The sequence below is a fragment of the Vibrio ishigakensis genome, from assembly GCF_024347675.1.
In the GTDB taxonomy this organism is placed as follows: domain Bacteria; phylum Pseudomonadota; class Gammaproteobacteria; order Enterobacterales; family Vibrionaceae; genus Vibrio; species Vibrio ishigakensis.
Map to the genome: position 1 here is coordinate 592,302 of NZ_AP024882.1, position 15,260 is coordinate 607,561.

The following is a 15,260-nucleotide window of genomic DNA, read 5'->3' on the forward strand; positions in this document are numbered from 1 at the left end:
CGGCCAGTAAGCCGGAGAGTCACGATACGCTTAAATAAACTCCAACTCAGGGTTGTCATAGGCTAACTGACACACAGTTAGAATGTCGTCTATGTCTTGTTGATCCAAGTCGGCACAAAGTGAAAAACGAATGATGTTGCTGTTTTTGGTCGTCGCTGGTCGGCAAAAAACAGAGCCAAATATATTGTTATCTTCGAGAAAATCCCGCACACGCTCAGTATTCCTCTCATTGCCACATTCGAGCGCGACGATCTGTGATTGGCTACGAACCTTGAACCCAATACTCTTTAAACCCTTTCTAAGGGTTTGAGCATGACTAAACAATCGCTTTCGCTTGGTCTCGGCTAGCCGTATTTCTTCTAAAGTTGTATCCAGTCTGGCAATCTCGGAGGGAAGCATCGCTGAGCTAAATATTGCGGGAAAAGAGACGAAAGGCAGAGTTTGCGATATTTTCTTTGAGCCAAGGATAGCCCCCGCTCTGTATGCAAAAGTCTTAGCAAGACTCACGGTAATAAAATCCACCTGATGACTCAACCCAAGCTGTTTAACCAGTCCGGCACCTTGCGGTCCATGAGTACCCAGCGAATGTGATTCATCGACGACAAGGGCACACTCCGAGGTTTGTGCTATGTCGCAGATAGTTTCTAAAGGAGCAAGCGTACCTATAGTGCTGTAGACCGAGTCTACCAATATGATCCCTTTCCCATAGCGAGCGATCAGTTTGCGCAGATGATTGGTATTGTTGTGCATAAATGGATGTATATCGGCACCGGCTATTTTGGCTCCTTCCCATAGAGACATATGCGCGAAGAAGTCGATATAAACGGGAACCCCCTCTGCACAGATGGTTTGAAGCAAGCCTATGTTAGCGGCCCATCCTGATTGAGCCAGTAGGCAACTCTCCATCCCCATGAACTGGGCAAGTTCGGTTTCAAATTCAGGTTTAACCAATTCATCCTGTTGAAAGATGGCCGACATAACGACGTTATCATCATTCGCGGAAATAGCTCTTTGGTGGGCTCTTTGAATCTGGATATTTTGAGACAGAGACAAATAGTCATTGCTCTGCAACACAATGGCATCAGTAGTCGGTATTTTCCCTTGAACAAGGTGTTTTTTGTTCAAGTTACTCTCAATCCTATCTTGGAGGAAAAAGTCCAAGCGGTCTTCGATGAATCGGGGAAGTGATTTTTTAGGTGTATTAGCGTTCATACTCAGTTCTCTTTGTAATACTGAAAAAAACGCCAGCGCTGACTCTGTTTATCTTGCTGATTTTGTGCAGATAGTCACTAATAAATGTAGATTATTTAGAGTGTGCTTAGAAAAGTGTCCTCAGACAGGGGAAAGTGTTAGAACTCTCGAATGAGGAATTGATATTTTGGCTACCGAAGATTGTGTTCTATGACACGTAAAAAAAGAGCCGAGGCTATCAACCTCGGCTCTTCCTGTAATTGGCTTGGATTAAGCGCCAGTCTGCTGGAAGTCGTACACAGAGCCTAGATTTAGGATCTGGGTTAGCTCGTCCAGAGCGGCTTGGCTTTCACGCACTAGGCTTGGGTCGATCAAATCTTTGGCGTGGATCTCATCACGGTAGTGACGGTCGACCCACAGGTTCAGCGTCTCGAATAGGCTGTCATTCATGAGAACAGATGGATTCATCGCTGCTCGCTCTTGCTCAGAAAGAACAACACGCAGGCGCAGACAAGCAGGGCCACCACCGTTTTGCATGCTCTGTTTCAAGTCAAAGCACAGCAGTTTGTCGACGCCTTTTTTGCTGGTAATAAGGCTCTGTAGGTAGTCGTTTACGCGACTGTTCTCTTCACACTCACGTGGCACCACAAGGGTGGTTTCACCTGATGGTAGGGTTAGAAGTTGGCTGTTGAACAGATAGCTAGCAACAGCGTCTTGCACTGAAACCGATGCAGTTGGTACTTCGATGATCTTCATCTCTTTACCTAGCGCCTGGTTCAGATCTTGATATACCGATTCTTTGTTTAGGAATGCTTGTTCGTGGCAGAACAGCACATCACGGTTGCCTACAGCGATAACGTCGTTGTGGAATACACCCGCGTCAATCACATCTGGACATTGCTGAGCATACACAACCTTCTTATCAGCTAGGCCGTGGGTACGAGCGATAGCACTACTCGCTTCAAAGGTTTGGCGTGCAGGGAAGCGTTGTGGCTTAGGTGCATTATTATCAAATGCGGTTTCACCATAAACAAAGAAGCCTACGCCGTGATCGCCGTACTCATTACAGAAACGGGTGTGGTTAGCCGCGCCTTCATCACCAAAGTAGCTGCTCATTGGTAGGGCCTTGTGGTGAGCAAAGTGTTTCTCATCAGCAAACATCGCCTTTAGGATGCGACCCGTTTGTTCATGTTCGATTGAGCGGTGGAACTTGTTGACTAGGTTGGCAGGAGTGAAATGTAGGCGACCGTCCTCTGTATCCGCACTTGGGGATACGGTAGCAGCGTTTGCCGTCCACATGCTCGATGCTGAGCTACAAGCCGCTAAAAGCGCTGGAGAGTGCTCTGCTGCTTTCTTGAGTACGTTCGCATCATCACCACTGAAACCAAGCTCACGCAGTTTGCCAAGGTCTGGGCGAGATAGTGGTGCAATCACGCCTTGGGTCATACCAAGGTCGTGCAGTGATTTCATCTTCTTCAAACCTTCTTTCGCCGCAAGCTTAGGTTTTGAAGGTCGAGTCTTGTTGTTCAGCGAAGCTAGGTTACCGCCAGATAGGCCAGCGTAGTTATGGGTTGGGCCCACTAGGCCATCAAAATTCGCTTCTACGTGCGACTTAGTGTTGCTCATTGTAACTCCTTAGACAGTTATTGGGTCACACTTATTCAGCTTCGGCTGAAGAGTTAAACAGTGGTGCAATAGGGGCTAGGTCGCCCTCGGCTAGCTGAAGCACATCCGCAACCTTAGAGGTAATGTGTAGGTTGCCGTTGATGACTTCTGCTTCGCGAGTTGCGATAGCGCGGAATTCTTTCAACTTACCGTTACTTAGCATAAATGGGTTGCTAGTGTGCAGCTTGCGCTCATCATCGATCACAACGGTTAAGGTTTGCTGCTCACGTACCGCACGAATATCGCCCACTTGCGCTTCTAGCATAGGGCCCGCATCGAAGATATCGACGTAGTGGTTAAAGCGAAAGCCTTCTGATTCGAGTAGCTTGCGAGCTGGTAGCGTGTGTGGGTGGGTGTGACCAATCACCTCTTGCGCAGATTCTGGCAACAGGTTGGTATAAATCGGGTTCTTTGGCATTAGCTCGGCGATGAACACCTTGTCGTGCATCGAAAGCTTGTCTGCGGTTGCAAAGTCTAGGTTAAAGAAGTGGCGACCTAGACCCTCCCAGAATGGTGAGTTGCCTTCTTCGTCACTAAAACCGCGCATCTCTGCGATAACTGTGGAGTCGAATCTCTGTTGGTTTTGACCCATAAACAGGAAACGGCTTTTCGAAAGCAGGTGACCGTTGAAGTTCTTGCGCGCCTCAGGAAGTAAGAACAGGGTGCACATCTCACTGCAACCTGTGTGGAAGTTGCTTAGGCTTAGGGTTTGTACCTTGCTGTACACATCAAGCTCACGAGAAGCGTGTACTGTGGTATCTAGGTGATAGCTGTAGAAAGGTTCACTCAGACCAACGCCTGCCGCGATTGCACAGGTACCAACAAGCTTGTTTTGCTCTAGGTCTTCGGCAACAAATAGATAGTAACCATCGTCTAGTGGCTCACCGTCGGCGAAGGCTGCACAGCCAGAGCTGATCATGTCTTCGATACGCTTTGGACAATCCTGCATCGAGGTAAAGCCCGTGCCGGTTTCTTTTGCCAGTGCCGCTAATCCTTCGCGGTCGTTCTCTGTGATAGGTCGTACTATCAGCATCGTCCCTAAATCCTTTTTGAAAAATCCTTTTCTTCAAAATACAGACTTAGACTGGCCGATCAAGCGCTACAAAAGGTCATAAATGGAGGATTTGTGCACGTCCATCATCATTTATGCAGTTATATAACTTAAGTATGCAGAGATTTTCAAATTAACTGGTTGATGAGGGGAGCGGAGAGTGATTATTTATGGATTTGAAAAAATACGACAAAATTTGAGTGTGGATTTCAATATTTGTGATTGGATGCACTGTTTTAAAATCCAGTGTGCCATAGGTGAGGCTGATAAATGACCGCCCAAGACTCGGGCGGTCAATGATTTAGAGGACTAGTTTTCTACCTGTTCACCGATGAAACCACCGGTTTGGTGTGCCCAAAGTTGAGCGTAGATGCCCTTGTTATTGATCAGCTCCTGATGGGTGCCTTGTTCAACGATATGGCCCTTATCGAGCACTATCAATCTATCCATGGCAGCGATAGTCGATAAGCGGTGCGCGATAGCGATTACCGTCTTACCTTCCATCAATTGATTGAGCGATTCTTGGATGGCTGCCTCAACCTCTGAATCGAGTGCCGAGGTGGCTTCATCCAGTACCAGAATTGGCGCATCTTTCAGTAGCACACGTGAGATAGCGATACGCTGTCTCTGACCACCGGAGAGTTTCACCCCGCGCTCACCTACTTGAGCATCGTAGCCAACGTTACCGAACGGGTCGGTTAGGGTTTCGATAAACTCGTGGGCGTGTGCCTGAGTGGTGGCCGCAATTAACTCTTCCTCTGATGCGTCAGGATTGCCATACAGTATGTTGTCACGGATAGAGCGGTGCAGTAGCGAGGTGTCCTGAGTCACCATACCTATCTTGCTACGTAGGGAATCCTGAGTGACATCTGAGATAGTCTGACCATCGATCTGGATCTTACCGCCTTCTACATCGTGGAAACGCAGCAGCAGGTTCACGAGTGTTGATTTACCCGCACCAGAACGTCCAACAAGACCTACCTTTTCACCTGGCTTAATATCTAAGCTTAGGTTGCTGATCACGCCCTTGTTTTCACCATAGTGGAAGCTAACATCATCAAACTTGATGCCACCTTTCTCTACCTTGATAGGCTCGGCGCCTTTTTTGTCTTGGATATCTACTGGCTTAGATAGGGTAGACATACCGTCCACTGTGGTACCTAGGTTCTCAAATAACGCACCTACTTCCCACATGATCCACATCGACATACCGTTTAAGCGAAGTGCCAAACTGATGGCAATGGCGATAGCACCAACGCTAACTGCGCTGTCCATCCACAGCACGATAGAGATAGTAGCGATGGCGAACACCAACACATAGTTCACTATCTCTACGCTGACGTTAAAGCCAGTAACCAAGCGCATCTGGCGGTAAACCGTATCTAGAAAGCCCTCCATACCTTCTTCGGCATATTGGGTTTCACGCTTGCTGTGAGAGAACAGCTTAACGGTAGCGATATTGGTGTAGCTATCAACGATGCGGCCTGTCATTGTCGAACGTGCATCTGCTTGTTCCGAAGAAACCTTCTTCAGCTTAGGTACGAAGTAGATCTGAATGCCGATATAGGCAAGGAGCCAAACCAGCATAGGCAGCATCAAGCGATAATCCGCCTGTGCCAGCAGAACGATGATAGAAGTGAAGTAGACAGAGACATACACGAATACATCCAGCGTCTTCATCACTGTCTCACGTACCGATAGCGAGGTCTGCATTACCTTAGTCGCAATACGCCCTGCAAAGTCGTCTTGATAGAAAGAGAGGCTTTGTTTCAACAGGTAGCGGTGTGCTAGCCAGCGGATCGACATAGGGTAGTTGCCCAATAGCGTCTGGTGCTGAATAAGCGAGTGGGCCACTACCAACAAAGGCATAACGATAAGTAGCAAAACACCATAAAAAATCAGGGTGCTTGAGTTGTCAGCCCAAAAGGTTTCAGGGTTGCTGCTTCCTAGCCAGTCGACTAGCTTACCCATCATGCCGAAAAGGGAGACCTCGACAATAGCCACGATTGTACTCAGCGCCGCCATAAGAAGCAGAGGCTTCTCGAATCCACGAGTGTAATAGCGGCAAAAGGCAAACATGCTGTTTGGTGGCTGTTCAGGATCTTGTTTGGGGAAGGCCTTAGTGAATCCTTCGAATATCTTATACATACTGCTTTCCTAAACGATGAAAACGACTCATCCCCGCGAATGCGAGGATGAATCAAAAATAGCTTGAGATAAAAAATCGAGAAATCTCAATTAATTATATCCAAGGATAGTGAAAATGTAGGCACTCTTGAGCTAACAGCTCTACATTTTTAAACTTAGGATATAGCAATGAAGCTAGAGTACGTTCATTGTAGTCTGATTTTTACCATTTCGTTTGCTCTGTTCGAGCGCTTGCTGAGATTGTTTCAGGGTTTCGTCCACATTTATCTGCACTAGGCTGACACCGGCACTGGCAGTGAAAGAGATATCCTTGTCTTCATAGATGAAAGAGACCGACTCGATGTTCTGGCGCAGTTTTTCTGCCAGCGTAAAGCCCTGCGAATGATCTTCTGCTCTAAACAGAATTGCGAATTCGTCATCGCCAATACGCGCACTGCTGACGCTATCGGGGAAGTGCTCGTTGATAACGTCGGTCATCGCTAGAATCACTTGGTCCCCGCACAGATAGCCGTATTGGTAGTTAACCTGCTTTAGATCGTCTACATCTAAGGTCATCAGGTATAGGTCTTTTGCTCGGATATGGTTTCCCACGTGTTGACGCAGCGTTAGTTGGTTATCGAGGTCAGTCATGCTGTCGTGCAGATAGATCTTCTCGTTTAGTTCAAGATTCGATAATGAATTCTCGATATAAGTCTTAAGCAGATTGATAAGACTGGCGTAAGTAGCTAGCCAGCTCTCGGCGAATATCACACCGAGCAAGCGACCACGGCCATACAGTGGAATACGGTAGTAGCGTTTGGAAAACTGCAGGCGCTTAGCAAGCACATCGTCTTTTGCGCTTTTGATGAAACGGGTATGTTCACCAGAAATGGTGCGCGCATATTTCTCGTTCTTCATCACAAGCTGCTTCTTGCCGTGAAAATCTAAGGTATAGAAGTCACGAGTCTCGTTGTGGTAGAAGCACACCTGTACACGCTTAGAGGTTACAAAGCGACGGAAGATATGTAGCGTTTGATCCTTTGCTTTCTGCATGTTGGTGGCGCGGTTTAGGGTGTGAAGCTCCTTACGCAGGTTCAGCACTAGGTAGTTGAAGATAATCACCACCAGAATCAGGGTTGCTGAAACCAAGAAGATTAGGAAGTGCGAATAGGTGTAGGCGATAATATCAGAACGAAGCGCACCAGAAACAAACACCCAGTTAAGGTCGTTATAGGCGTTGTATTCAGCGATTTTGTATTGGTCTTCAAAGTAGTAGTTTACTCGACCAATCGGTTTATCTTGTTCAAGCTCTTTCTTTAGTGACTGATCAAAGATAACTGCTTTTTGTCCCACACGGTGTGGGTGAGGATGGAAGATGATCTGCCCATTGGTTTTGTCCATTACGAACACAAAGCCGAGATCTAGTGTGCGCAGGTCGATAAACAGCTGCGTCATATAGAGAAGGTCAAACTCGATATAGTAGCTAGGCCCTTTCGCCAGCTGCTCTTTGGTTAGGGCAAATACCCAGCGTCCCTCTATATTTCGATACATATTAGACAGCTGGTAGACGTGCTTACCTATGGTTACCGCTGACCAATTAAGGTTAGGTAGGGTGAAGCTTTGTACAGGCAAACCGTTATTTCTAGCTCTATGGGCCTGTTTTTCCGAGATGGCGGTAAGGGATTCGGTGTCGAAGCGAATGATATCGGCGAAGTTTTGGTTACTGCTTATCATCTGATAGGCAGTCTGGTTCGCGGCTACATCACCGCCGTTTCGCCATGCGTTTTGAAGTAGTGTGAAATTGCCGACACTGTTTTTCATCTGCTCACGGGCGAGCTTAGTTGCGGTGCGCAGGTTCGCTTGAGCCTGAGCGTATATCGCTTCTTTATTGGTCTGGTATTGCTGAAAGCTCGCGTATCCCACGAGTAAGGCAAGGCCGATTACATAGGGTCGCAGTGAGCGAATTAGTATTTTTGGTAAAGCCATCTGATGTTGTAACTGATTTATACTTGTTTATTTTTGTTCATTTCATGAACATGTTTGGCGCAGATACTAAAGAAAATATTTTTGTGATCAAGATCTCTTTGTAATTAATTGATTCCTTAATCATGTAGATGAATATATTTGTGCCCCACATATCAGGTTTACTTATTTTTAGACATTAAAAAGCCCTTACTGAGAGGGTAAGGGCTCTTAAGCTTTCAGAAGTCTTAGGCTTCTAAGGTTTCTTGCTTCACTGGAAGGTTCTTAGCCGGACCTTCCGCTTTCAAGATAACCATAGACTGGGGCTTGAGCAGCATATCGCGAGATAGGTTACCTTCGCCTGTCTTAGTAAAGGCAGTATCACAGATAATGCTCCAGCGCTCAGTTCCGCCTTGAGGCAGCTTAAAGCGTGCTGGGGTCTGCGATTGGTTGATGAAGTACAGAAGCTCTGCACCATCTTCACCGATACCTAGCTTTAGAGATACGGCGTTCAATCGGTTCCAATCATCCATCTCCATCAACTGACCGTCAGGGCGATGCCAGCTTACACGGTTGTCGTTGCGAGTCTCACCACTGAATGCCTCGATAAACGGCACCATGTGTTCCTGACGCGCAGCAATCATGTCCGCAAGCCAAGACTTAAATTCTTCGGCGTAGATGTTTAGGTCCCATTTCAGCCAGCTGATTTCGTTGTCCTGACAATAGGCGTTGTTGTTGCCCCACTGGGTATGCGACAGCACGTCTGCGGTCAGGATATGTGGGATACTGAACGAGAACAGCAGCGAACTCATAAAGTTACGCTTGCGTTTCTCACGCAGTAATTGAATCTCAGCGCTGTCTGTTTCACCCTCGACACCTAGGTTGTCAGAGCGGTTATCGCCATGACCATCGTGGTTATGCTCACCATTAGCCTCGTTGTGCTTCATTTTGTAAGACACTAGGTCCTGCATAGTGAAGCCATCGTGATAAGTGATGTAGTTAACCGTCATCTTATGTGGCCAGCGACTCGCGCTGTAGATGTCACGAGAACCCATGATGCGCGTGGCGAACTCTTTCAAGAAGCCTTGGTCACCGCGCCAGAAGCTGCGGGTAATATCTCTAAACTTATCGTTACACTCGTTCCAACCGTCAGGGAAGTTACCCACCTGATAACCGTTCGGGCCAATATCCCAAGGTTCAGCAATTAGCTTGGTCTGCTTTAAGATAGGGTCTTGCGCCACAGCCTTAAAGAAAGCTGCTTCACGATTAAAGTTATCGCCATTACGACCTAGGGTTGCCGCTAGGTCAAAACGGAAGCCGTCTACTTTAAACTCAGTTACCCAATAACGAAGGGTATCCATCACTAGGTTCATAGCTGGTTGATAGTTGAGGTCAACCGTATTGCCACAACCGGTGAAGTTAGCATAGTGACAGCCGTGTTTTAGGTAGTAGTCGTTGTCCAGCAGTTTAAGGTTAAACACTGGACCACCGTCACCGCCCTCGGCAGTGTGGTTGTAAACCACGTCTAGGATGACCTCAATGTCATTCTTGTGCAGCTCACGAATAGCCGTTTTTAGCTCATGTACCGCATCTACTTCTGCATAACGTGGATCTGGTGCCATAAACACATAAGGGTTGTAGCCCCAGTAGTTTACCTTCTCCATATCCAGAAGGTGCGGCTCATGCATGCAGGCCGCTACAGGAAGTAGCTGTAGACAGTTGATGTTCTGCTCTTTATAGAAAGAGATCATCTCATCGCTAACTAGACCTAGGTATTTACCTCGGTGCTGCATTGGCACTTTAGTGTTTAGCTTAGATGCACCCTTTACATGGGTCTCAAACAACACCATTTCAGAGCGTGGAATACGCGGATAGTCGCTTTCTTGCCAGTCGAAGTTATTTGCTGTGACCACAGACTTCGCCATCGACCAGCTTTTTTCTGGTGAGAATGGCGCATCATAATGAAGAGGCTTGCTTAGCGCCTTCGCGTACGGGTCAGATAATAGATATTGCTGATTGTTTTCGTCCGTAACCACAAAGCCATATTCTTGGCCTGCCACTACGTCCTCAATAAAGATATGTCGAATGCCACCGTATTGCTCGGTGATTGGGTAGGTTTTAAATTCTCCATTCTTATCAAATAGCACCAACGCAATGTCTTTACGGTGTGGCGCATGAATAGAGAAGTTACATCCACTTGCTTCCAGCTCGGCACCCAGTGGATAAGGGCGAGATCGCTTGTTACTCATTCTATTTAAAATTCGTTTTATATTATTTTTGAATGGCCTTCGCCTACGGTAAAAGGTTTGTGAATTTAACGCAACACCAAATGTCGAGAAGCTAGGTCTGATAACGGTTCGTTATAAAGCTTTAGATGTTTTATTTCTTTTAGAAATTTGAGAAAAACGGCTTATTTGCACTACTTCAAACTTTTGAGTGCACCGCGAGTGTGAATGTTTGCACCAGAATGAAACAATATTTTGCGAGAGCTCACATTTTTAAACGGAACCTGAAAAAAAATAAAAAAGAGATGAAACTTTTATAAATCGATCGGGATCTAACTTTGCACAAAATGGCTTGTGATCCATATCACTAGAGATCGCTAAAATACTCCCTAGATTTGTGATTCACCCTCCAAATCACTATTTCTACGCCCCCCTAATCCCGTCTACTTCCCCCTTCGCATTTTAGGGGGAGGAGTACAGAATTATTTTTTTATTCGCCCTATTATCTTTCTCGTCGAAAAGAAAAAGTTTTCGGATTTATCTTCACTACAGTATTTGCCAACGGAAAGGTGGTCAGCTGGAAGGTAATTAGGAAATTAAAAAAATAAAATCGTTCGGGAGTTAACGAGTAATGAAAAAGCTAAACCTATTAACTGCAGCGGTATCTGCTGCCCTACTATCAACCTCTGCTTTGGCAGTAGACTTTAATGGTTACATGCGTGCTGGTGTTGGCGTAAGTGGTCAAGGTCAAAACGTTTCTTTTGAAAGAAACAACCTAGGTCGTCTAGGTAACGAAGACGAGCTTTACGGTGAAATCGGCATCGGCAAAGACGTTTGGGAAAAAGATGGAGTTAAGTTCCGTGTGAACTCTATGCTTGCAGTTGTTTCTGACCAAGGTAACGACTACGAAGCTTTAGGTGGTGACAACCCTGATGAAATCGCTCTTCGTCAGTTTAACGTAGAAGCAACTGGTGTTCTAGGTTTTGCTCCAGAAGCTACTCTATGGGCTGGTAAGCGCTATAACCAACGTCATGACATCCACATCACTGACCGTTACTACTGGGATATTTCAGGTGCAGGTGCTGGTATCGACAACATCGAAATGGGTCCAGGTCGCCTATCTGTAATGTGGGTCCGTTCAGATCGTGAAGATTTCGGCTTCAGTGATCCAGGTTCAGCGTCACGTGGTGATGCAATGAATGTAAACATCTTCGACGTGCGCTATGCAGGCCTAGAACTTTGGTCAAACTCTTCTCTTGAGCTAGGTGTTGACTATGCTGTGACTAACGAGTCTGATGCTTATAACGGCAAGAGCCCTAAAGATGGTGTAATGCTTACTGCTGAGTTGACTCAGTCTATCTTCAATGGCTTCAACAAAACTGTGTTCCAGTATGGTACTGAAGGTTACGGTAAAGCAATCGCATACGGCGGTGCGGGTAACTGGTACGGCGCAGAAGCAGAAGACGGTGCAGCAGCTTACCGTATCATCAACCACGGTGTAATGACATTCGGTCAGTTCGACATCTCTCACCAGTTGTTGTGGCAAGCATCGACAGACGACGTTCAGCAATTCCAGACTGATAACATCGAGACTCTATCTGTAGTTGTTCGTCCTCAATACCGTTGGAACGAGCTACACACCACTATTCTTGAGCTAGGTGCGTTCACTGGTCAGACTGCTCTAGGTCAAGACACAGGCGGTCAGAAATACACAATCGCACAAGCAATCTCTGCTGGTGACAGCTTCTGGGCACGTCCTGAGTTCCGTGTATACGCGAGCTATGTTACAAACGACGAAGGCACTGTGGGTAACCCTCTAAACGACAGTGATTCTGAGCTGAACTTCGGTGTTCAGGTAGAAGCTTGGTGGTAAGGATTGATTCTTTGAATCAACTCTTAGCAATATAACGCTTTGATATAAAACGTGAAGGCCAGTCCGCAGGGCTGGCCTTTTTTGATACAGTTAGTCGCTTTGATAGCCAAAGGAAAACTAGAATGAAAAAGATTGTGCTAATGGTTGCGTTATCATCCGCGCTAGCAGGCTGTGCTTCAAATGTTCAGGTGTTGGACACCTCTGCAGCTGAAGATTTCAGTGCCGTAACCATTGAACAAATATCACAACTAAATAGTCAAAATGTAGCTTTGCCAGCTAATCTGGAATTCGTTATTAACGACCAGAGCCCGCAATTACAACAAGATTCACTTACAACTAACGTAGCCAGCTTTTCGGTTCCTGGTAACCGAGGTGCACTGAAGTTTGAAATCACCAGTGTTGCTACGCAAACCGTATATTCTCCAAATGTAGCGATTTATTCGAGTACAGGTGAATTACTGTTTAACTATGATGCGGACGAATTTAAGTATGAGTACGCGAAACTAATTTATCCTGATCGCTTGGAAGGTGAGTTCATCTTCTCACCACCGGCAGGGCAAGAGCAGCTTCAAGTTCTGATCTATACAACAGCAAAAGACTTGGCTGAAACTACAGAACTACTGCACCCAGCTAAAGCATTTGCAAGAAGCACTGGCAAGGTAGAGCCTGAAATCCCTAACCCGATTGCTGCACACGCTGATACGGGTGAGTTCAAGATTGAGATAACGTCACAGCTAGGTGTGACGCAGCCAGTGGAAGAGAACGTTGTTCGAGCAGACCAAGCTGGTGACTCGACAACCTATTACCACAGTGCAATTCGCCAAGCTGTTGCTGATAACAACATGCCAAAAGCCCTAGCTCTACTTGAAGAGGCTCAGGACCTAGGCGTTAAAGATGCGAAGAAGGTCTATATCGAGGCACTAGAAGCCCGATAAAAGAATGGTCAGTTAGATGTCTGAACTTTAACTGGCCTTTTAATCTAAATCCGGTTCAAAAAATAAAAGAAACTAGAAACGGTTTATATGTAATTCGATTGTTTACTTTGCTTGGTTCGTTGAGTTCTTAGAATCAATGTATCCAAAATCCTATGTAAATACTGTTAACTCCAAACCTTAGTGTTGTTCATTTTTGTTAACTTGTTAACCAGGGCTTAGACCCTGGTTTTTTTTATCTATTATCAAATAAAAAAGAGCTCCAATTGGAGCTCTTTGCACTTTTAGTTAGCTTCTAGTGAGAGCCAATGTCGCTAATGGCGGTAAATCCAGACTAAGCATACCTATGCCATCTTGAACTCTCAGCGTATGGCTTTGCGCTTCACCAATGTTCTGCTTCAGTTCATACTCACCATCTTCCAGTCTCCATTTAGCTACTAGAGATTGAGGTATTTCTATCTCAGTTTGGTAGCTTTGCTCTGTGCTGAAGTTGGTTGCAGCGATGACAAACTCTTTGTTGTCTTCACTGGTACGAGCAAATAGATAAACCTGGTCAGCCGCTTCACCTAGGCTCCCTTGGTTGTGCGGATAAAGAGGCTCGAAGTCACCGGTTAGAGATTTACACTGTAAACTAAAGGTCAACAGTTCTTGGTAGAACTCACGCAGTTGCTTCTCTTGCTTTGTTAGTTGACCACCATCGAATTCACCTTGGTTCATCCAACGTTGGTGATGCGGAACACCGATGTAGTCAAAGATAGAGGTGCGGCTTGGTTTACCAAAGCCTGCATCTTCAAACCCAGGTTCACCCACTTCTTGCCCAAAGTAAATCATGGTTGGTGCACTGCTTAGCAGAGCACTCACTAGCATGGCTGGGCGACCTAGTTCAGCATCTCCTGCAAACTCTGGATGAGCAACGCGCTGCTCATCGTGGTTATCTAGGAAGTGCAGCATGTGATGTTCGATATCCAACATCTGTTGCTGAATAGGGTCGATAGTCGCAGTAGATGCTTTACCTTGCATGATCAGTTTCACTGTATCGTACAGGTCTACCTTGTCGTATAGATAGTCCATCTTACCTAGGTGGATATAGTCACGATAAAGGTCTGGTTGGTAAACCTCAGCCATCAGGAAGGCATCTGGATTCTTCATCTTGATGCTTGAGTTCATAAAGCTCCAGAACTCTACTGGCACCATTTCAGCCATGTCGTAGCGGAAACCATCAACACCTTTGTCTAGCCAGTAAAGAGCGATGTCTCTGAACTTGATCCAAGAGCTAGGAACTGACTTGTCTTTCCAAAACTCAAAGTGCTCTTTGAAATCTTTCTCTGCGTAGTCTGCAGGCAGTTCATCGAAGTCTTTGTTGCCGTCTGGTTTGATGCCGTAGTTTACTTTGACCGTTTCGTACCAATCATCTAACTCTGGCTTGGCTAGGCGACTGCCGTTACCTGTCCACTTGGCTGGGAATTCTTTGAAAGGCTCTACTAGGTCTGGGTGTGCTTCGCCACCGAGAGGTGTGAATTCCTGAGGAATATCAGGTAGTTCAAAGCCTTGCTCTGGAATGTAGTAGAAGTTGTTGTCTCTGTGATAAACAACGTTGGTATCGTCTTCGGCGCCGAAATCTGTTACGCCCTCAGGGTTGTTTTTCCCTTCGTAACGACGCGCCACATGGTTAGGCACGATGTCGATGATCACCTTCATATCTGACTTGTGAGTGCGCTCAATTAGTTGCTCAAACTCTTGAAGACGCTTGGCTGGGTTATCGGCTAGATCAGGGTTGACTGAGTAGTAATCCTTTACCGCATAAGGAGAGCCTGCGCGGCCTTTCACTACCGATGGGTGGTCGTTGTTGATACCAAACTCGGCGTAGTCGGCAATTACCGCATGGTGTGGTACGCCAGTGTACCAAATGTGAGTTATGCCTAATTTTTGAATCTCTTGTAGCGCCTTGTCAGTGAAATCACTGAACTTGCCCACGCCGTTTTGCTGCGCGGTTCCCCAAGGTTGGAATTCGGTGTTAGTTATACCGAACAGACGAGTAAATACTTGATAAACATTGAACTTCTGATGAGACATCGCTGAGTTTCCAATAGGTGAGTTGAATGTGTTTGATGTTATTCATCTGTTTGTCAGTGAGCGTCACCCTTGGTTCAGATAAAAGGGGCGTAGAAATCGAAACTGTGATCTTGAACTATAATACTTTTGGGTAAACGTATTTTTTGTTTCGTTCCTAGGAA

Annotated in this window: 9 protein-coding genes; 2 read left to right on the forward strand and 7 right to left on the reverse strand. The window is 46.2% G+C overall.

Annotation, left to right across the window (positions count from 1 at the left end; all coding sequences use genetic code 11):
* Positions 1-30: 30 nt before the first annotated feature.
* From cqsA to glgX, 6 genes are all read right to left on the reverse strand, one after another.
* Positions 31-1,212, reverse strand: a complete 1,182-nt coding sequence (gene cqsA / locus Pcarn_RS16565) for an alpha-hydroxyketone-type quorum-sensing autoinducer synthase (RefSeq protein ID WP_261837032.1) — start codon at positions 1,210-1,212, stop codon at positions 31-33.
* Positions 1,213-1,461: 249 nt separating this feature from the next.
* The gene (gene astB / locus Pcarn_RS16570) at positions 1,462-2,817 is read right to left on the reverse strand and encodes an N-succinylarginine dihydrolase (RefSeq protein WP_261837033.1); all 1,356 of its coding nucleotides are present in this window, start codon (positions 2,815-2,817) and stop codon (positions 1,462-1,464) included.
* A gap of 31 nt (positions 2,818-2,848) precedes the next feature.
* Positions 2,849-3,889: an arginine N-succinyltransferase gene (astA, locus tag Pcarn_RS16575; protein WP_261837034.1), complete on the reverse strand. Its 1,041-nt coding sequence runs from the start codon at positions 3,887-3,889 to the stop codon at positions 2,849-2,851.
* Positions 3,890-4,216: 327 nt separating this feature from the next.
* Positions 4,217-6,055 (reverse strand): ABC transporter ATP-binding protein, encoded by a 1,839-nt coding sequence (locus tag Pcarn_RS16580; protein WP_261837035.1) that lies wholly within the window; start codon positions 6,053-6,055, stop codon positions 4,217-4,219.
* A 174-nt stretch (positions 6,056-6,229) separates the two neighbouring features.
* Complete coding sequence (locus Pcarn_RS16585; RefSeq protein ID WP_261837036.1) at positions 6,230-8,020, reverse strand: diguanylate cyclase domain-containing protein; 1,791 nt, start codon at positions 8,018-8,020, stop codon at positions 6,230-6,232.
* A 224-nt stretch (positions 8,021-8,244) separates the two neighbouring features.
* Positions 8,245-10,245, reverse strand: a complete 2,001-nt coding sequence (gene glgX, locus Pcarn_RS16590; protein ID WP_261837037.1) for a glycogen debranching protein GlgX — start codon at positions 10,243-10,245, stop codon at positions 8,245-8,247.
* 607 nt (positions 10,246-10,852) lie between these two features.
* Here glgX and Pcarn_RS16595 point away from each other — a divergent pair.
* Positions 10,853-12,094, forward strand: coding sequence for a maltoporin (locus Pcarn_RS16595; protein ID WP_261837038.1), 1,242 nt, complete (start codon positions 10,853-10,855; stop codon positions 12,092-12,094).
* 122 nt (positions 12,095-12,216) lie between these two features.
* On the forward strand, positions 12,217-13,029 hold the full coding sequence (locus tag Pcarn_RS16600; RefSeq protein ID WP_261837039.1) for a MalM family protein: 813 nt from the start codon (positions 12,217-12,219) through the stop codon (positions 13,027-13,029).
* A gap of 285 nt (positions 13,030-13,314) precedes the next feature.
* Here Pcarn_RS16600 and Pcarn_RS16605 read toward each other — a convergent pair whose 3' ends face one another.
* Positions 13,315-15,099 (reverse strand): alpha-amylase family protein, encoded by a 1,785-nt coding sequence (locus Pcarn_RS16605; RefSeq protein ID WP_261837040.1) that lies wholly within the window; start codon positions 15,097-15,099, stop codon positions 13,315-13,317.
* Between the last annotated feature and the right edge of the window lie 161 nt (positions 15,100-15,260).

What these genes read in the sequence shown, in the direction of transcription:
- Pcarn_RS16580 (WP_261837035.1), bottom strand. Translation starts at nt 6,055, where the DNA reads ATGTATAAGATATTCGAAGGATTCACTAAGGCCTTCCCCAAACAAGAT.
- glgX (WP_261837037.1), bottom strand. Translation starts at nt 10,245, where the DNA reads ATGAGTAACAAGCGATCTCGCCCTTATCCACTGGGTGCCGAGCTGGAA.
- Pcarn_RS16585 (WP_261837036.1), bottom strand. Translation starts at nt 8,020, where the DNA reads ATGGCTTTACCAAAAATACTAATTCGCTCACTGCGACCCTATGTAATC.
- astB (WP_261837033.1), bottom strand. Translation starts at nt 2,817, where the DNA reads ATGAGCAACACTAAGTCGCACGTAGAAGCGAATTTTGATGGCCTAGTG.
- Pcarn_RS16595 (WP_261837038.1), top strand. Translation starts at nt 10,853, where the DNA reads ATGAAAAAGCTAAACCTATTAACTGCAGCGGTATCTGCTGCCCTACTA.
- cqsA (WP_261837032.1), bottom strand. Translation starts at nt 1,212, where the DNA reads ATGAACGCTAATACACCTAAAAAATCACTTCCCCGATTCATCGAAGAC.
- Pcarn_RS16605 (WP_261837040.1), bottom strand. Translation starts at nt 15,099, where the DNA reads ATGTCTCATCAGAAGTTCAATGTTTATCAAGTATTTACTCGTCTGTTC.
- astA (WP_261837034.1), bottom strand. Translation starts at nt 3,889, where the DNA reads ATGCTGATAGTACGACCTATCACAGAGAACGACCGCGAAGGATTAGCG.
- Pcarn_RS16600 (WP_261837039.1), top strand. Translation starts at nt 12,217, where the DNA reads ATGAAAAAGATTGTGCTAATGGTTGCGTTATCATCCGCGCTAGCAGGC.